The 18,339-nt window shown below is 59.4% G+C and carries 14 protein-coding genes; 6 read left to right on the top strand and 8 right to left on the bottom strand.

Annotated features, from left to right (window positions below; genetic code table 11):
• Positions 1-166: 166 nt before the first annotated feature.
• From G449_RS0109455 to G449_RS0109445, 3 genes are all read right to left on the bottom strand, one after another.
• Complete coding sequence (locus G449_RS0109455) at positions 167-682, bottom strand: YceI family protein (RefSeq protein ID WP_051135421.1); 516 nt, start codon at positions 680-682, stop codon at positions 167-169.
• Between the two features lie 262 nt (positions 683-944).
• Entirely contained in the window at positions 945-1,427 is a 483-nt protein-coding gene (locus G449_RS0109450; RefSeq protein ID WP_027180872.1) for a DinB family protein, read from the bottom strand.
• A gap of 142 nt (positions 1,428-1,569) precedes the next feature.
• Positions 1,570-2,079, bottom strand: a complete 510-nt coding sequence (locus G449_RS0109445) for a peptidylprolyl isomerase (protein WP_022659070.1) — start codon at positions 2,077-2,079, stop codon at positions 1,570-1,572.
• 114 nt (positions 2,080-2,193) lie between these two features.
• On the opposite strand from G449_RS0109445, the gene mutY reads away from it, so the two are divergent.
• Positions 2,194-3,435 carry an A/G-specific adenine glycosylase gene (gene mutY / locus G449_RS16680; RefSeq protein WP_108702582.1) on the top strand — a complete coding sequence of 414 codons (1,242 nt, stop codon included), beginning with the start codon at positions 2,194-2,196 and terminating at the stop codon, positions 3,433-3,435.
• A 64-nt stretch (positions 3,436-3,499) separates the two neighbouring features.
• Here the strand turns inward: mutY and G449_RS16675 are convergent, their stop codons facing one another.
• The 3 genes from G449_RS16675 to G449_RS16665 form a co-directional block, all read right to left on the bottom strand.
• Complete coding sequence (locus G449_RS16675; protein WP_022659068.1) at positions 3,500-3,787, bottom strand: HdeA/HdeB family chaperone; 288 nt, start codon at positions 3,785-3,787, stop codon at positions 3,500-3,502.
• Positions 3,788-4,391: 604 nt separating this feature from the next.
• Positions 4,392-5,795: an L-serine ammonia-lyase gene (locus G449_RS16670; RefSeq protein ID WP_022659067.1), complete on the bottom strand. Its 1,404-nt coding sequence runs from the start codon at positions 5,793-5,795 to the stop codon at positions 4,392-4,394.
• A gap of 97 nt (positions 5,796-5,892) precedes the next feature.
• Positions 5,893-6,339 (bottom strand): MarR family winged helix-turn-helix transcriptional regulator, encoded by a 447-nt coding sequence (locus G449_RS16665; protein ID WP_034605510.1) that lies wholly within the window; start codon positions 6,337-6,339, stop codon positions 5,893-5,895.
• 188 nt (positions 6,340-6,527) lie between these two features.
• On the opposite strand from G449_RS16665, the gene G449_RS0109420 reads away from it, so the two are divergent.
• From G449_RS0109420 to G449_RS0109400, 5 genes are all read left to right on the top strand, one after another.
• On the top strand, positions 6,528-7,736 hold the full coding sequence (locus G449_RS0109420) for an MFS transporter (RefSeq protein WP_022659065.1): 1,209 nt from the start codon (positions 6,528-6,530) through the stop codon (positions 7,734-7,736).
• Between the two features lie 101 nt (positions 7,737-7,837).
• Positions 7,838-8,578: a tetratricopeptide repeat protein gene (locus tag G449_RS0109415; RefSeq protein WP_022659064.1), complete on the top strand. Its 741-nt coding sequence runs from the start codon at positions 7,838-7,840 to the stop codon at positions 8,576-8,578.
• A gap of 127 nt (positions 8,579-8,705) precedes the next feature.
• Positions 8,706-13,607 carry an ATP-binding response regulator gene (locus tag G449_RS0109410; RefSeq protein WP_022659063.1) on the top strand — a complete coding sequence of 1,634 codons (4,902 nt, stop codon included), beginning with the start codon at positions 8,706-8,708 and terminating at the stop codon, positions 13,605-13,607.
• 58 nt (positions 13,608-13,665) lie between these two features.
• Positions 13,666-14,088, top strand: a complete 423-nt coding sequence (locus tag G449_RS0109405; protein ID WP_022659062.1) for a universal stress protein — start codon at positions 13,666-13,668, stop codon at positions 14,086-14,088.
• Between the two features lie 148 nt (positions 14,089-14,236).
• On the top strand, positions 14,237-15,652 hold the full coding sequence (locus tag G449_RS0109400) for a phospholipase D-like domain-containing protein (protein ID WP_022659061.1): 1,416 nt from the start codon (positions 14,237-14,239) through the stop codon (positions 15,650-15,652).
• A gap of 241 nt (positions 15,653-15,893) precedes the next feature.
• On the opposite strand, the gene G449_RS0109395 is transcribed toward G449_RS0109400, so the two are convergent.
• A complete protein-coding gene (locus G449_RS0109395) occupies positions 15,894-16,580 on the bottom strand; it encodes a cytidylyltransferase domain-containing protein (RefSeq protein ID WP_022659060.1) in 687 nt (228 codons plus the stop codon).
• A gap of 22 nt (positions 16,581-16,602) precedes the next feature.
• Positions 16,603-18,291, bottom strand: coding sequence for a cytidine 5'-phosphate N-acetylneuraminic acid synthetase (locus G449_RS16660; protein WP_022659059.1), 1,689 nt, complete (start codon positions 18,289-18,291; stop codon positions 16,603-16,605).
• Positions 18,292-18,339 lie beyond the last annotated feature (48 nt).

The raw sequence follows: 18,339 nt of genomic DNA, 5'->3' as shown, positions 1-18,339 counted from the left end.
CCCCTGTCAGCAGGAGCGGCTTTTAAACGTAACCCGGGGTATGGCGGGGCCGGATTTCGCGTGGTGGGAAAGATCTCGGCAGTTACAACTCTGCACCTGAATTTTTTATATTTGAGTATGTTTTGGGTCAGGGAACCCCCAACAATTGCTTGAGCCAATAGCGGGCCTAGGCTGGCGAAACCTCAAAGTTGGCTGCCACCTTCACCCTGTCGCCCACAATGGCTGCCGGGATATTGGGGCCAATACCAAAGTCGCTGCGATTCAGCTCACCAGTGATGCTGAAAGACTGCGTTTCCTTGTTGTTTATGGGATTGGTGATACGGTCGCTGGCTGTGATGTTGAACGTCACTTCTCGCGCCGTGCCGCGCATTTCAAGCAGACCCGTGATGGTTCCGGTATGATCCGGCCCAAGGCGCATAGACGAACTCTGGAAGGTAACTTCAGGGTGCTGCGCCACATCAAAAAAATCCGGCGAGCGCAAGTGCTCGTCCCGCGCATGCACATGCGTATCAATGCTCACAGCCTTGGCCGTCATGGTAAAGACTGCGTCAGAAAGATCGTCGTTGCCAGTTTCAAGATCAATGGCAACGTCTGCAAACCTGCCGTTAATGTCGGTAATCATGAGATGCCGCACCACAAACCCAAGGTGCGAATGGTCGGGATCGTTCTTCCAGGTAGCCATAACAACCTCCTGCTTAGTGCAGGTTGCGCTCAAATCTATAGTGTTGTTCTTGACGGCAACGCTTGCCAAAAAAACATACGTTCAAGCTATGAATTTTAGTTAAGGCTCCACGCTGTCGAGTCAAGTTGTTCCAGATGATTTATCAAAAAAATTGCGCCACTGCCCGCCCTTGTTAGTGATACGCGGGCAGTGCGGGTGTTCTGCGGCAGCCCTAAAGCTTGCCGCAGAACACCCCCTGCCAACAGTATTTTACTGTTGCATCCTAAAACACGCCCGGCAAACCGTGATCCCGCAAAGCCGCATCACAGGAACCCAGATGGTAGGTGGTGTGCGAGGCCAGCATGGCAATCATGGCCGCATAGGTGAGATCCCGGCCAATTTTTTTGCTCACGCGCTCCTGCACCCTGGTCAGGTCGGCATTGGAAAGCGCCGCCAGCCGTGCGTCCACTGCGGCCTTTACGGATTTGCCGTAGGCCTGCATGGCTTCTTTGCTCACAACATCCTTGCCCTGCTCCTTGAGCATCAGCACGCCAATGCCGGCAGGTGCGGGCAAAAAGGTTTCGTCGTCACTTTCAAGAATAAAGAAGTTCATCACGGCAATGGCGTGGGCCACCTGCTGCCACACGGGCCAGCCGCCGTTGGTTTCGGCCCAGATGTTTTCGGGGCAGATGTCCATATACTGGGCCAGCAAGGCCCAGGAGCGCTGATAGGGTTCTTCAAGGGCGGCGACAATGTCTCTGGACATGGCTTTTCCTCTTTTTTCAGGTTTGGCGCACAGCTTGCCTGTGCGTAAAAGGCCGCTCAAACACAAAACCGCCGCAGCGCCGCAATTGCGGGCATACGGCGGTTCCATGCGACAGCGGTGCAGGCAAAGCCTGCCGCGCCATTTATTCGAAGCGGCTTGCCCCGGTGATCAGCACCATGTCGGTGGGCACATTTTCATGAAAGCCCACGGTCTTGGTCTTAACCTTGGCAATTTTGTCCACATTCTCCATGCCTTCGGTCACTTTGCCGAAAACGCAGTAACCCCAGCCGTCAGGGGTGGGGGAGCTGTGGTTGAGAAAATCGTTGTCCACCAGATTGATGAAAAACTGGGCGGTGGCGCTGTGGGGATCGCGGGTGCGGGCCATGGCCAGGGTGCCGCGCTCGTTCTTGAGGCCGTTGTCGGCTTCGTTGGTCACAGGCTCGCGGGTGGACTTTTCGTCCATGCGCGCGCCGAGGCCGCCGCCCTGGATCATGAAGCCGGGGATAACGCGATGAAAAATGGTGTTGGCATAAAAGCCGTCATCCACATATTTCAAAAAATTGGCAACGGTTTGGGGGGCCTTGTCGGCATAAAGCTCCACAAGAATGTCGCCGGAGGAAGTCTCCAGCAAAACCGTAGGATTGTCGGACATGGGTGCTCCTTGAATGGTTATTCTGCACAGCGGGCGTTCGCCCCGCCATTGGCGCGAATATAGGGTATGGAAGCGCGGATGACAATGCCCGTTTCCCGGTATAGGCTTCGCAGCATGAACCGCAAGACTTCCAAGCCCCAACCGGTAACACTGCCGGGCATGCCGGAACAGGCCGCTGCCAGCACGCATCTGCCGCCCCAGGATCACCTTGGCGAACTGCAAAACGCCCTGCTCAACTGGTTTGCCGCAAACCAGCGCCGCCTGCCGTGGCGGGTCAACTACACGCCCTACGAAGTGTGGATTTCAGAGGTCATGCTCCAGCAAACCCAGATGGAGCGGGGCGTCAGCTATTTCAACCGCTGGATGCAGCGCTTCCCCGACATAGCCAGCCTCGCCGCCGCCAGCGAGGAAGACGTGCTGCGCCAATGGGAAGGCCTTGGCTACTATTCGCGCGCCAGACACATCCTGACCGCCGCCCGCAAAATCATGGCGGAACACGGCGGCGTTTTTCCCTCAGAGCTTGAAGCCATCCGTGGTTTGCCCGGCGTTGGCCCCTACACGGCAGGCGCCGTGGCAAGCATTGCCTTTGGTGAAAAGCTGCCATGCGTGGACGCCAATGTGGAGCGCGTCATTGCGCGTATTTTTGATGTGGACAGCCCCGTAAAGCAGAATCCGGCAGCAGGGATCATTCACCGCTGGGCCTTGCGGCTGGTGCCCGAGGGCAGGTCGCGGGAACATAATCAGGCAATGATGGAGCTTGGGGCTCTTGTTTGCGGCAAAAAGCCACGCTGTGCAGAGTGCCCCCTGGCCCGGTTCTGCATCAGCCTGCATCTTGGCATCACAGATCAGCGCCCGGTGCCCGGGAAACGAGCAACCATCAAGCCCGTCAACGCCGTGACGGGGGTTTTACGCTGCGGCAACAAGTTTTTTGTGCAAAAACGCCCGCCTTCGGGCGTGTGGGGCAACCTGTGGGAATTTCCAGGCGGCCGGGTTGAGCAGGACGAAAGCCCGGAACAGGCCACCGTGCGGGAATTTATGGAAGAAACAGGCTTTGCCGTGCGCGTGGCCGCACAGCACGGGATTATCCGGCACGGATACACCACCTACCGCCTGACACTGCACTGCTTTGGCCTTGAGTTTGACAGCGCGGCCGCACCGGTTGACCCGCCGCAGCCTCCGCTGCTTTCCGCCGCCACCGAGGCTCGCTGGGTCACACCGCAAGAGCTGAACGCTCTGGCAATGCCCGCTGCGCACCGCAAACTGGCGGACAAGCTTTTTGCTATTGGAAAAGACAGCGCTGTTGCCGCAAATACGGTTGCGCCCCGTCAGGCAAATCTGCCCCTGAAAAAGCCATAGCAGACCGCTGAAGGTATTCTCTCCAAGAAACAGGGGCGGGCCTTACGGCCCGCCCCTTGCGCTATTAGTCGGCAATGACCGAAAGCACGGTCTTTTTGGGGTTCTGTTTGCAGACCTTCATGATCTGGGTCAGGTTGTTTTCCACAGCGTTGACATCCAGGGTCGTGTCGCCGGTTTTGGCGCTGGCATAACCATCAAGCCAGAAATAGAACATGGTCATGGTCTGGGCGTCCAACTGCACAAACGAACTGCAAGGCAGCTTGCCGAAATCTATCTTGTCGCTCTTTGCCGAGGCAGTCATGGGCAAGGCAAGCATGGCCGCCAGCACGATTGCAAAACATACTTTTTTCATCTTGCACTTCCAGTGTTACATGTTTCAGGACGCACACCAGGCAGCATAAAGAGTATCATGGAGTACCATCAATCCATTGCGCAGTACCTTGAATCTTGACAAAAAGCGACGTTCGTACTTTTTATTCAATAATATTACAGGCATGCCCATTGAAATACATATCAGACAGGCATCCTGATTAATCAGACGCCACATAAGACATATACCCACATTTCCCTGTATGCTACGCACGGTATAAAAAACATTCCCTTATTTTTTATATTTTGTCGATATGCTGTCATAAATTCAAATATATTCGTAAATATAATAAGTATTGCGAATTGTTGCATCAAAAAAACACAAATTATAATATATGCCAACAAATCTCATGCGATAATTTACAATTCACACAAGCCCGCCATGTACATTACCACATAAACATAAAATATTCTGCATTATAAAAGCCTTGCCCAGCCCGTTTTACTTCTCCATTCTGGTTGTTGCCTGGAAAATACTTAAAGATTGATTATATTTTCAACTCACTTGTACCCATCAACAAGAAAACGCGGCTTTTCAGCCGCGTTTTCTTAGCTCGTCCCCAAAGGGAAAAAAAGTGCGTTTACACCTATTTGCCGGATGCCCCCGGTGCCATCTTTTTGCGCTCCATAACCTTGGCTACGGCCTCGGCCAGCCCGCCGAGCGAGGTTTCCTTGTAGCGGGACTGCAAATCAAGCCCGGTGCGGTACATGACCTCAATGATATCATCCAGCGAGATCACCCGCTGCCGCCCGTCTTCCAGCCGCGACAACTGGGCGCAATTGACCGCGCGCTCTGCGGCCACGCCGTTGCGCTCGATGCAGGGAATCTGCACCAGCCCCCCCACAGGATCGCAGGTAAGGCCGAGGTTGTGTTCCATGCCGATCTCCGCCGCCACTTCCACCTGTTTGACGTTGCCGCCCGTAACCGCGCAGTACGCGCCAGCAGCCATGGAACAGGCCACGCCCACCTCGCCCTGACAGCCCACCTCCGCGCCCGAAATGGACGCATTGAGCTTGTAAAAAAGGCCAATGGCCCCGGCAGTGAGCAGAAAGTCGCGCGCGCCATCGTCCGTGGCATGAGGGTAAAAATTCAGATAATACAGCAGCACTGCCGGCACAATGCCCGCCGCGCCATTGGTGGGCGCGGTCACAATGCGCCCGCCGGAGGCGTTTTCTTCCGCCACGGCAAAGGCATAGAGCATGGGCCACAGGCTGAGGTCGCGCCGTCCGGCTGCTTGCAGGGCGCTGACCTTGCGCAGCAGGTTGGGCGCGCGGCGGCGCACATTGTACCCGCCCGGCAGTACGCCGTCCGTATAACAGCCGCGTTCCACGGCTTCACGCATGACGTCTATGATGCCCGTTACGCGCTCGTTGACCTCGCTTTCAGACCGCCAGAATGCTTCATTTGCCATAACGATCTGCGCAATGGTCTTGTTTTCGCGGGCGCAGATGTCAAAAAGCTCCGAAGCCTTTTCGTATGGATAGGAGGGCGTGGCGTACAGTTCGCGCGGGCGGTCAAAATCATCGTCCGTGCGGATAAACCCGCCGCCGATGGAATAGAAATTCTTGGAGTATATCAGCGCGCCGTCGGCGCTGAAGGCTGAAAGCGTCATGGCGTTGGAATGTTTGGGCAAAAATATGCCCTTGTGCTGACACACATCGCGTTCAAAATTAAAAGGGATCGTGTAGGCGCACATGAGCACAAGGTCGGCATTGTTTTGCAGATCCGCAGTACGGCGGGCCATATGGGTAATGTCCACCTCCTGTGGTTCCTCGCCTTCAATGCCCGCCAGCACGGCCCCAATGGTGCCGTGCCCCTCGCCGGTGAGCGCCAGCGAACCATAAAGCTCCACCTTTACCCGGCCTACCAGAGGCAGCATGCCCAAAACGGCAAGCTCGCCCGCAAAGGCCTTGCCCGCAATCATGGGGCCAATGGTATGGGAACTGGACGGCCCTATGCCGATCTTGAACAGATCAAAAACGCTGAGCATGACGCTCCTCCCGCAAACCGCATGTCAAGGCGCAATGGCCTTTGCCGCAACATATCCCGTAAAGGTCGCAAGACACAAGCGCTTAGCGAAAACCGCCCTACTTTCTGAGGGCAGCTGGGCTTGCCCCGCGCAAGGCAGCAGCCTTGTCCGCCACGCGCTGCATGAATTCCAGCAGATTTTCCTTTTCCTGCGCGCTGAGCACGCTGGTCACGGCATCGTCCCACGTTGCAATAACTTCCATTATCCGCGGGTACAGCTCCCGCGCGCGCTCAGTGGGAAAAACCGCGGCTGTGCGCTTGTCCACAGGATTGACCTGCCGCCGGATAAGCCCTTTCTTTTCAAGCTGGGCCAGAGTGCGGGCCACGTTGCTTTTGTTCACGCAGATACGCTCGGGCAATTTGTCCTGAGTGATGCCAGGGTCGCGGCACAGGTTGAGAATGAACAGATACTGGCTGCTGTTGATGCCAAAGGGTGCGAGCGCGCGGTTGAGATACATGTAGTAATGCCGATTGGCCAGCGTGATCCATTTATAAACAAGTTCCATGACATATTCCTGTGGCTGGTTGTCAGCAGACTCTGCAAGCCGACGCCCAATGGATTGCAGCAGGCAGCGCCGCAGGAAAAGGCTACGCTTGTGGTGCTTGCCTTGACAAGTGCAGGGGCAGAGGGCCATAAATCGTTGCGAGCGCAACGAGCTGCCTTGAACCCTGTCAGCGAGGCCAGATCAAGCCCATGAAACACCATCGCATCCGCGCGGCCCAGCAGACTGATGCCAGCTTGCGTGAGGCCCTTGCCGCTATTTGCCGGGGCAGCTTTTTGGTTGTCACCTGCATCAACATGTTGTTGATGACCGACTACTATCTCATTTTTGTCACGGGCACGGCCCATGTGCAAAAAACCTTTGGCACCAGCCTGAGCACAGCGGGGCTGACCTCCGGTATCATGGTCATCGGCTGCCTTGTGGGGAGGTTCATCACCGGCAACCAGCTTTCCACATTTGGGGGCAAGCCCTGCCTGCTGGCAGGGCTGCTGCTGTTCACCGCCAGCATTGGCGGCCTTTTTATGGTGGATTCGCTCCCCATGCTTTTTGTACAGCGCTTTGTGGCCGGTTTTGGCGTGGGCGTGGCCGGAACCGCCACAGGGGCCATTGTGGCCTATGTTGTTCCTGTGCGTTTTCATGGTTTGGGCATAGGTCTTTTTACCATGAGCGCCGCTCTGGCGCTGGCCCTCGGGCCATTTTTGGGCATCGGGCTTTCACTCTGTTACGGGTACCACACTCTCATGCTGCTCAATGCGGGCATCAGCCTGCTGTGCCTGATCAGCTTCTGCTTTTTGCGCAACCTGCCGCCCATGCGCCATCCTGCGCGTCCGGTCTTCAGCCTGTACAGCTATATTGATCCGCGTGTGGTGCGCTTTTCGCTGGTGGCTCTTGCCGTATGCCCGAGCTATGGCTGCATACAGGCATTTTTGCCTTCTTTTGCGGCGGAGCACGGCCTCACGAGCACCGCCAGCATATTCTTTTTGTGTTACGCCGGAGCGGCCTTGCTCACGCGGCCCCATAGCGGCCGTTTGTTTGACCGGCACGGCGAACACGTGATTTTGTACCCCGCCCTGCTGCTCACGGCTCTGGCCCTGTATGTGCTTTCGCGCGCCGAAAGCGCCGCCGTGCTGCTGGGCGCGGGGCTGCTGCTGGGCGTGGGCTTTGCCAACTTTCAATCTGTGGGGCAGGCGGTATCCCTCTCGCTGGTTTCACGCTCGCGCTATGCGCAGGCGACCACAACATTCTACATATTCTTTGACCTCGGCATCGGGCTTGGGCCTTACATATTCGGTCATCTTATTCCTTCCATGGGCTACAGCGGCATGTATCTGGCCCTGAGCATCGTGGTTTTGGCCTCGATTGGTATATATCGCCTTGTTCACGGTGGGCGGACACGTTGAACCAGGGTATGGCGCAGGGGTGCGCAAGCTGCGGGCTTGCCTCTTTTTTCCTCCGGTTGTAGGCTGATGGATAAAGATATTTCCCAAGCCACGAGGAATACATGGCAAACAAAAAGCCCAAAAAAAAGTCCGCAGATACTTCCACGGCAGTGCAGCTTTCCACGCCCGCCGACCCCACATCCACCCCGGAAACCGCCCCCCAGGCTGAACAGCCCCACGGCATCAGCAAGGTCAGCAAGGGTGTTTTTTTTGTAGGCATCGCCGTGGCCCTTGTGCTGGGCGTCTATGTGGGCAGCCTTGCGCCGTCAATATTCACGCAGGAGCCAGCGCAGCAGACGCCCGCAGGCCAGACGCAGACGGCCTCGCAGCCTTCCGCTCAGCCTTCCGGCCAGGCCAAGCAGGACAACCAGCCTCCCATTCCGCCTGAGCTGGCAGCCAAAATCGCCTCCATGGAACAAAATGTCCTTGCCAACCCCAAGGACGCGCAGAACTGGACAGACCTTGGCAACCTCTATTTTGACACCGGTCAGTCGCGCAAGGCCGCCAGCGCCTACGAACGTTCTCTGGCTCTTGCGCCCGACAATGCCGATGTGCTGACAGACCTTGGCATCATGTACCGTGAGCTTGGCGAATACGACAAGGCCGTGACGAGTTTCCGCCGCGCCTCCAGCGTCAACCCCCGGCACGAAAACGCCATGTTCAACGAGGGCGTGGTGCTTTACTTCGACCTCAAGCGCAAGGATGACGCCATGAAGGCATGGCAACGTCTGCTGGCAGCCAACCCCGCTGCGCGCGCTCCTGACGGGCAGTCCGTTTCTGACGTAATCAGAAACCTGCGCTAGGCACAGAGCTGCGGCTAAAAGCCTTCCCAGCACGACAAACCGCCCCCTGCATCGGATTTGGAGGCGCATTCGCGCCTGAAGGGGGAAAGACCATAGATAGATCGGTGATCATACAGGCGGAACGACCATGACTCTCACTTCCTCCGGCATTTTGCGTGCGTTGCTGCGCGCCTGCGCCCTTTTTTTGTGCATAACCTGCGCAGGTATTGGAGCGCCTTCCACGGCGCACAGCGGCATGATTCCGCCCGTGTTGCGTTCTGCAAACACGCCGCTGCTGCCCGACCTGCAATACTTTATTGACGTGACAGGAACCATGGATGTGGAGGAGGCTGCCGCCCCTTCCAACAGCCAGATGTTCAAGCCCCTGAATGTCAAGGAACTGCCGCGAGTCACCGGCGTGATGTGGCTGCGCTTTACCCTGGCTCCTCTGCCCGCTGGGGGACGCTCACAGGCCATGCTGCTGGACATGGGGCCGGATGTTCCGGCTGACCCTGTTCTGTACGAACCCGCCGCCAACCCGGCGACAGACAGCGTTGAATGGCGCGAGATTCTCCCGAGCCACCGCAATGTGATGCTGCTGCCCGAACCGGGGGCCGACCCGATCACCTGCTATATCCGTCTGGACGGCCTGCCGGGCATCTGGTTTTCACCCATGCTTCGCAGCCCGCAGGACGCAGCCTCCAACTGGGGCAGCCTCGCGGGCACAGCCGCCCTGCTGGCTCTTGCCGTGGTCATGCTGCTGTGCCTTTTGCGCGGGCTCTCCGAGAGGGGCCAGTGGCGCATCTGGACTGCGCTTTACGTGGGTGTTGCTCTGGCGCAGGGCATATTTGGCATGCCTGCCTACGGCTCCGGCCACATAACCCTGAATCAGGCTCTGGCAGTACTTGCGCCTGGTCTGGCGCTCATGCTCCTGCCCCACGTGGGCCGTCATCTTATGCGCACAAGGGGCCGCTCGCCCCTGCTGGACGCCCAGTTTATATTGCTTTCCCTGCCGGGCGCGGCGCTGGCCCTGCTGCCGCTCCTTCCCGGCTTTAGCTGGAGCATTCGTTTTCTTTCCCTCTGGCCTGCCTGCACGGTGATCTTTACCCTGAGCGCCCTTGGCGGGGCCATCATGGGCCTTGGCGGCGCACGGCGTTTTCTTTTGGGCTGTCTTGTGCCGCCCCTGTTTGTGGCTGCGGGCGTCATGGGGCTTGATTACGGATACGCCGCAAATCTGCTGGCCTCTGCTCCCCTGTGGGGCACGGCCCTGAGCGCCCTGCTCATTGCCGGAACAGGCCTGCCGCGTGACGCTGCCCAGGCCGAAGAGGCCAAGAAGGGCGCAAAGCGCGAATCCGCAGCCGAGGGCAAACGCAACTCCGCCGCGCTTGATGCGGCGCTGATCAGTTCCAGCCTTGGCGCCGGGCCAAACGATGGCCCCATCAGTCTTGACACCCCGCTGGACGACCCCAATCTGCGTCTCTTGCCTCCCTCTGCCGTCACAGGCAAAACCGCCGCTGACTTTTCCGCACTGCCGGTGGACATTTCTGACAATTCCGATCTGGAACCAGTTGCAGCGCCTGCCAGAAACCAGAAAAAATCAGCCTCCGCCGTTGACCCAGGCATGTGGGAAAACCTGCTGCGCCCGCCGCTGGATCGCCTCATGCGCGAAGGCGCGGCTCTCGGCCATTGCTCCCTGCCCCCTGCGGTGCGCCAGTATGCTGAAAACATGCTTGGCGCTGCTGGCGATCTTGCCAGAATTATTGACAATCCCGGCAAGGAGCTGGACCAGACCAGCGTGGGCGAACAGCGCACGGCCTTCAACCTGCAGCATCTTGTGCGCGAGGCGCACGATGCCGTGACCGCCGCCGCCGAGAACTCGGGGATTGGCCTTGCGTGGTACATGCCCCCGCTGCTGGGGCACATGTATGAAGGGCAGGCCAAAGCCCTGCGCGAAACCCTCGGCCTGCTGCTTGAAAGCGCAGTGCGCGCCACCACAAGAGGCGCAGTGCACCTTTCTATACGCCGAGTGCCCGAAACAGCCGATCCGGGGCATCTGCTGTTTACTGTGACCGACACCGGGGCGGGCATTCCGCCGCGCGACAGATCATCGCTGGCGCTCACCCGCGCATGGGAACTGGCCGGTTCCAACAGCGGGTACCTCAATGTGGAATGCGGGCCCCAGGGAACATCCATTGCCTTTACCCTGCGCCTGAAGCCGCTGGAGAACGAAACCGGAACAGAAGCTGCGCCGGAACCACAGCGCGCGCCCACCATTACCGTGGTGGCCGAAAGCGCCGTTGACCGTCAGGCGCTGGCCCACATGATAACCACCCTTGGCTGCAACAGCACCCAGGCCCGCAGCATGCGCGAAGCGCTGGAATGCAATCGCGAGGCCCCCGCTCTCATGCTCGTGGCCCAGTACCCCCACGACGGCCCCACAGAGGCGGATGCTCTGGGCCGCTTTGAGGCCGAAGCCCTCAAAGCCGGGCTACCCGTATTCAAGGCCCTTGCCGTCACCAAGGACAACACCCGCTGGGATGAGCTGGCAGACACGGGTTACACCCACGCCCTGCTCGAACCTGTGGATGCGGAGGCCTTTGCCGCTACCCTGCGCGAAGTGCTGGACGAAGCCGGATTTACAGACCACGGCCCGGCGGTGTCAGCAGTGTCGGTCCCTGCCTCTGCGGCAGAGGATATTCCCCTACCCGTTCACGAGGTCGGCTCGCCCGAACCCGAGAACGGACCGGCTGATGCCGCACCCAGCATACAGGCACCGGAGCAGAACCAGCTGCCCGATCTCTTCGGCCACGACGCCTCCTTGCAGAATGCCCTGCCGGACACTGGCGCACCCATGTATTCTCAGCCGCTGACAATGCCGCTGTCGCATGACGGGCTGCTGTCTTCCCCGCAATCCCTGAATTTTGGCACCGCCGACCAGTCTGGCATGCTGCTGCCCATGATGGAAGATTCCCCGCAGGCAGAAGAAGATGCGCCCATTGAACTGACGGATCTTTTGCCTCCCGAGAACACCGCGCAGGATGCCGGGCAGGCGCTTGCCGCCATGCCGGACACGCCAGAAATTTCCCTGGAGGAACCTGCCGCCGTTATTCCAGCTCCTGCCGATGCTGACTCTGCTGGTGCTGCCCCGGTCGAAAGGAAAGCAGACCCGGTAGAAGAAGAGGCCGCACCGCAGCAGTCTGAATCGCTGGATATTTTGCCCGATGCGCCGCAGTCAGTGCCTCTGAGCATGCAGGACGATGCAGACCCCTTGCCGGAAGAGCAGCCGGAAATTATTGCGGAGATTTTGCCGGAGCCATCGGCACAAGAACCGCAGGAAGCTGCTGTGGCGCACCCGCAGCAGGAACCCGCGCAGGCGGCGAACAACACTGACGCTGAATTTATGGCCTCGGCTGGCCTTGAAGGCCCGCTGTGGGCGGCAGAAACCCCTGCTGACCCGCAGGCGAGCGAGCCTGAGCCTGAACCTGCACGGGGATCCGATGCGGAGGGCGCGCCAGCACAGCAAGAGAACCCCGCCTCAGCACCAGTGGAACAGGCGGAACTCGTCACAGATACCTCCGCAGCCACACCTGTTCCAGAAGTAACGGAACAAATGTCTGCCCCGGCGGACAAGACGCCTGAGGGCTTTGAAACCCCTGAATGGCCTGAGCCAGAACAGCACCCCGGCCCAACCCCTGCGGCCAGGGAAACAGTTACCCCGGCAGAATTTCTTGAGGCTTCCCTGCCTTCGGAACCAGATATGTCCGAACCAGCAGAACAGCCCGCAGAGCAACCCGCCGCCGAAAGCGCCGACCCTCTCAAGGCCATGACAGGCCGAGCAGGAGAAGCCACTCTGTCTCCTGTCAACACCGCAGCCTTTGATGTCCCCGCGCCTGCTGGCAAGGGCGCATGGGATGCCTACAGCCTTCAGGATGAATGGGTGGGTGAACCCATGCCCATTGGCACCCCCATCAAAACAGCCAGCCCCGCGGCGAAGTCTGCGCCTCAAGCTGCGCCCCAATCTGCGTCAGGTCCTGTGCAAAGTCTGGCGCAAGGCATGACTCGGACTTCCGCACGGGATGCCCTGTCTGCGGCATCTGCCACTCGCCCGCTTGCTGCGCCCGCCAAAGAAGAAAAAAGCTATGTCAGCCCCAGCCTCGCGCACCCCGGGGAATGGGTGGGCGAACCCATGCCCATGACCAAGCCCGCCAGGCAGGATGATGCCTCCGGTACGGTCGACCAGAATTCCAAGCAGGATTCCGGTCATGCTGACGATGAAAGACGTTCCCGTCAGGTTGAAATGCCGCGCACCGCAACAGGGCGGCTCATTCTCAAACTGCTGGGCAGCGCTGGCGACCGCCCCCTTGGGGCTGACAACGAGCCTCTGCCTGGCGGCAAGCCTGATCTCATGGCGGATCTGGCGGACATGCCACGTCAGGATGATGTGCAGGCCGAGTCCCCTGCACTTGCTGGCACGCCCCGCGCAGGGTCATCTGCCGGAGTTGCGGAACCCCAGCGTTCCGCCGCTCACCTCAAGGGCAAGGCACCTGGCAATTCCATTATGAATTTCATTGCAGGAGCAGCAGAGGCGCTACGCCATAACGGGCATGACAACGCCCAGCATGCGCCTCAAGGCGGTCACTCCGGTGAAACAGCACCTGCACAGGCCCTTGGGGCAGAGAGCTATCGTGCGGCCCCTGCGGAGCAGAGAACCGCGGAGCCACAGCCAGCCGTATTTGCGCCGCAGGCTCCTGTGCAGCCCACAGCCCCGCGTGAAACGGATCAAACAATCCCGCAGCTTGTGGCGCGGCTTGATGCCGCCATGGACGATGCCCAACAGGGCTTCAAAAACCGCCGCTGCGCGGTGGTGGGTGATGCGGCCAACCGCATTGCCACGGAATCTGACGCCTTTGGCTTCCGCGTGCTGGCCCGTATGGCCCGTTGTGTGGAGCGCGCCGCCAAGGCCAATGACATGAACGCACTGCGCGACCTGCTGCCCGAGCTGGCCGTGGCGGTTGAACGCAACCGCATCGGCCTGACACCGCGCCGCTGAGCGCCCACGTTCCTCAGGCGCAACCAGCATTGCAATAACCTTTGACCCAAGGGAAGCCATGTACAAGACCATTCTTATTCCTGTGAGCGGCAAAAACGGCCTGAACCGTGCCAAGTCTGCCCTGAATCATGCCAAAAACCTTGCCTGCGGCGATATTGTCCTCCTGCACATTTTTGAGCCGCTGCCCCAGATCGTGGGCGGCGAGGCCCACGCCGAACTTCTGGCGGAGCAGAAGGCCAAGGGACAAACCCTGCTGAACACTGTAGCTGCGGAAATGGAAAAACCCGCCGGGTCTGTTCGCTGCCGCGTAGAAGAAGGCACTACTGCTGAAACCATCATTCGCGTGGCGCATGAGGAAAATGCCGACCTTATAATCATGTTCACTGACGGACGCGACGGGCTGCAAGACATGCTGCTCGGCTCCATCACAGAGCGTGTGCTGCGCAATACCGACACGCCGCTGCTGGCCATACGCCGCTAGGCACCGCGCCATCTGTGCTGGCTGTGGCGGCGCAAAATGTTTGTAAAGGCTGGCTGTTACTTAGCCCGTCCTGTACGCAGACGCCCTGCGCCGCCCTGCCTTTAACCGCGCGCACCCACTGCTGACGCGCTCTCACTGTGGGAAAACAATGCTGCTATTTTTTGAAACACTGGGCCTCCTGGCCGCCCACATACTTTCGTGGGTTGCCGTCTGCCATGCCCTGCTGACCAAACACGACCCCCGCGCGGCCCTTGGCTGGACTGTCACGGCCCTGTTTCTGCCTGTCGTAGGCCCCATTCTGTACGCCTGCTTTGGCATCAGCAGAGCAGAAAGCAGGGCCAGCCGCATCATGCGGCGGCAGCAGCCTCTGGAGCCGGATTACGCCCATCCGCCCCTTTCCAAGGTTCCCCCGGAAAATATCCCTGACAGCATAGCCCGCATGGAACACATCGGGCGTGTACTCACCGAGCAGCACCTGAGCACCGGCAATGCCGTCACTCCTTTGCGCAACGGCGATCAGGCCTACCCGGCCATGCTTGCTGCCATAGACAATGCCAAGGATCACGTTTTTCTCTGCACCTATATTTTCAACGCAGGCCAGGTTGCAACGGCCTTTGGCGAGGCCCTGGCCCGTGCTGCGGAGCGCGGCGTGGACGCCCGCCTGCTGGTGGACGGCATCGGCATGCTCTATTCCCTGCGCAAGCCGTGGAAAAAGCTTGCCAAACGCGGGGTGCGCGTGGCCCTGTTCATGCCGCCGCGCCTGTTTCCGCCCAATTTCAGCATCAACCTGCGCAACCACCGCAAAATGCTGGTGTGCGACACCGTGGCGTTTACCGGAGGTATGAACATAGCGGACGACAATATCGCCGCTGGCAAGACCAGGTATGTGCAGGACATGCACTTTCAGTGCGAAGGCCCAATTGTGGACCAGTTGCGCCGCGCATTTTTGCTCAACTGGGGTTTCTGCACCAATAACTATACTCCCCTGCCGCCAACCACCACCCTGCCGCGCGGCGAAAGCCGCTGCCGCATCATCATGGACGGCCCCGGCTCCGAGGCGGATATCCTCAACGACATCTACTGCGCCGTCATCAATGCGGCCCGGCGCTCCGTGCGCATCATGACGCCCTACTTTCTGCCCTCGCACGGGCTGGTTTCCGCACTGCGCTCCGCAGGGCAGCGCGGTGTGGACGTGCGCGTTGTGCTGCCTGAAAAAAACAATCTCTTCTACGTGCACTGGGCGCAGTACCGCCTGCTGCCCACCCTGCTGGAAGCTGGCGTACGCGTATGGTACCAGCAGCCCCCCTTTGCCCACACCAAGCTGCTGGCCGTGGACGGCTACTATTCACAGATAGGTTCGGCCAATCTGGACGCACGCAGCCTGCGCCTGAACTTTGAGCTGAACATGGAAGTGTTCAACCCGGACGTGCACGACCAGATTACCGCCCACATAGACAGGGCCATCATCACGGGACGCGAAATCACCAGAGATTACCTTGCCGCCCTGCCCCTGCCCGTAAAGCTGCGCAATGCCGCCTGCTGGATATTTTCACCCTATCTGTAACAACCATGCAAAAGGTCCCCAAGGCGTCCCTCAGCCCGCATTACGGGCTAAAAAACACCTTGGGGACCTGAGCATGCATCCCTGAACCAAACTAGGGGCTGTTTCTCAATAAAAGATTTTGCGCCTAGGACAAGGAAAACAGTGTTATTTACGACAGGAGTGGACGATTTCTGTCCATGACTGGAGTAAAAAATGCTGGATGACGCAGTGACCGGCCAAAAGAATTGTTGAGAAACGGACTCTAGCCAAACACGCGCACAATATCCCTTGCGTCCATGTCGGGGTGGATGGGCTTGAGCGCCAGACGGCAAAAGTCATCAGACCTGTCCATATCCAGCTTGAGTTCGGGGCGGCGCAGCCAGTCTTCTTCCGGGTCAAACGTGCCTATTTTAAAGCTGGCGGCATTGTCCCAGATGTAGTTGAGGCAGTGCTCACGCTGCGAAGTCTGGACGGCCTTGGCGTCCAGTTCTTCCAGCAGTTCGCGCGAGAGGATTTCCGCACCAAGGCCGTCGGGCCAGAGGTTGTTGCGCGGAATATGGTTATAGGCATAGTCCCAGCCGCCCTGCTCATAAAAATCCACGAGCCGGTCAATGGCCCCGGCCCAGATGAGCGGATTATCGGCGCACACGCGCACCACGCGCCCGGCATCCGCCGTGCGGGCCGCAAGGCAGAACCGCGCCAGCACATCGTCCTCCGAACCGGCAACGCAGGGCACGCCGCGCCTTTGCAGATGCTCCACGAGCACACGGTCAAGGGACGTATCCGGCACGGCCACCATGATGCCGTCCAGTTTTGCCGCCTGCGCCAGCCGCCGCGTTACCCAGTCGATAACGGGCACATCGCGCAGACAGAGCAGTGATTTCATGGGGAGCCGCGTGGAGCCGAGGCGGGCCTGAACAATGGCTATAACCTTGCCGGTCTTGCGCATGGGTGTTCCTTTGTGGAGCAGGTTACGCTTGCTGCGGTTCTGCGGAGGCGGCATCTTCCTCCGCCTGCGGGGTGGCTGCGCCTTCCTGCAGGATATTCTGCATAAGGGCTACAACACGCCCCTTGTTGACCGTAAAATTAAGGGCGTTCTGGCGATCCCAAAAGCGTTTGCGCCGGGGATTCTTGAGCATGGCCAGAAAAACATTGCGAATTTTGGCATCGCTGACCCTGTCCATGATGCCCACAAAGGCAAAGCCGTTGCGGGGGCGGGCAAAGGTGTGGCGCGCCTCGCGCTCGTGGTGGGCCAGCACCATTGAGGGAATACGCATGTGGGCCAGCTCGTACACCGTGCGTCCTGCGGAGCAGATGGCAAGGTCGGCCCCTTCCATCATGCGGCTCATGACGTTGGTGGCCCAGGTAAATTCCACCAGCGGGTTATCCAGCTGTGCCAGATGCGCCTCCATGGCGTCCTTGTGGGCATAGCCCGGCCCTGCCACAAGGCGGATGCGGATGCCGTAGGCCCGGCAGATGGGTTCGATGATGTCCAGCACCCGGCGCGAGCAGTCGTTGAGATCCGTGCCGCCAAAGGTGATGAGTACTGTCCTGAGTTCAGGGCGGAAGGGATTGCGCGCTGCACCCAGAAATTCATCCCTCAGGCAGAAATAATCCGGCCCGTAGCGCAGGCGCTCGTTGCTGTCCCTGTCTTCGTACAGGGCATTGACCACCAGCCGCGCCCAGTCTGCACCGGGGCCTTCATCCTCAAAATTGACGCAGCGCACGCCAGCCGTGGTCAGGCGCGCCATATAGGCCGCCGTGGTGTTCAGAATATCGTTGACCACAAGGTCGGGCCGCATGCGCAGCACGGTGTCTGCCAGCTCCTCGTTGCCCTGGCGTACGATCTTGTAGTCTTTGCGGGCTATGCTTTCCACCGCCAGCTCGCTCTCGCGCGTGCAGACAAAGCTGATCTTGTGATTGGTGATCTCGTGCGCCAGCATCAGCGCGCGGAACACATGCCCCATGCCGATGGCGGGCCAGCCAGCCACCACAAAGACCACATGCCGCCGCTGCAAAAGGTGCTCGCAGATCCACCAGTCCTGATAGCCCTGAATTTCAATGGCCCTGTCGTTGAGAAAATACGGCACTATCTTGCCGCGCCCCAGCGTGTGGCCGTTGGCCTTGTCCAGCAGTGAAAGCCGCAAAATGATCAGCGCGCGGCTTTCCACCACCAGCATTTTTTCGCTGTCGTGCCCGGCGTCTTCGTCCAGCAGGCTCTCAAGCCCTTCGCCCTGCACATTCCAGATGCGCTGGCGCATGCTCTTGACCGTCACCAGGCTATCGGCCTGCGCCTCGCGAAAGCGCTTCCAGGCGTCTTCCACGTCCACCCATGTGAGCAGCGGGCAGGAGGCGCGCAAAATCATGCAGTGCTCGTATTCCCGCGCAAGCTCTGTCAGCAGCCCGCGCATTTCGGTAACGATATCAAGGCTGGTGAACCGCAGGTCCTTGTTCCAGTGGTGCCGCACGCCCGCACGTTCGCAGATGAGCGCAATCTCCTGGCTGTCGGTCAGCACAACAATATCATCGCCGGGCAAGACGCCGCGCGCGGTATTGACGGCCCGTTCCACAAGCGTAACCCCGGCCAGTTTTTTAACAAGCTGGTCAGGAATGACGGCATTTTTCTTGATGGCAGGTATGACGATGCAGCGTTCTTTCACGTGTGTTCTCTGCTGTGCGGAAGGGACAGGACGCAGTGAGCAAACCCC

It is taken from the genome of Desulfovibrio desulfuricans DSM 642, from assembly GCF_000420465.1.
GTDB lineage: Bacteria > Desulfobacterota > Desulfovibrionia > Desulfovibrionales > Desulfovibrionaceae > Desulfovibrio > Desulfovibrio desulfuricans.
This window is presented reverse-complemented; position numbering and strand designations above follow the sequence as displayed.